The 342-nt window shown below is 69.6% G+C and carries 1 protein-coding gene; it reads right to left on the bottom strand.

Annotated elements, in window-relative coordinates; translation table 11 throughout:
- On the bottom strand, positions 1–342 hold a 342-nt coding region (locus E2C06_RS37070; RefSeq protein ID WP_193560551.1), incomplete at both ends, for a transposase.

Below are 342 nucleotides of genomic sequence, written 5' to 3'. Positions count from 1 at the left end.
TGGAACACCTCGATCTCGGCCTCACGCCCGACGAGCCAGTCGCGGACCTTGGCCGAGCGATGGACCGGCAGGCGGTCGAGGATCAGGAAGACCTTCTGCCCGGCGTCCCGGACCAGACGGGCAAGGAAGCGGAGCAGGTCCGGCGCCTTGATGGCGCCGTCCAGCACCATCCAGCGCAACTCGCCCTTGTTGGTCACCGCCGAGATCAGGCCGAGGTTGGCCCGCTTATGATTGACCCGCACCTCCGGCGTGCGGCCCGGGGGCGCATAGCCGCGGCCGCGCACGTCATCGGAGCGCAGGCCGGTCTCATCACCCCAGAAGACCGCGCCGCCTTGCGCTTTG

The organism is Dankookia rubra, assembly GCF_004355005.1.
In the GTDB taxonomy this organism is placed as follows: domain Bacteria; phylum Pseudomonadota; class Alphaproteobacteria; order Acetobacterales; family Acetobacteraceae; genus Paracraurococcus; species Paracraurococcus ruber_A.
The sequence above is the reverse complement of the archived record's forward strand: the minus strand, read 5'-3'. Positions and strand labels throughout refer to the sequence as shown.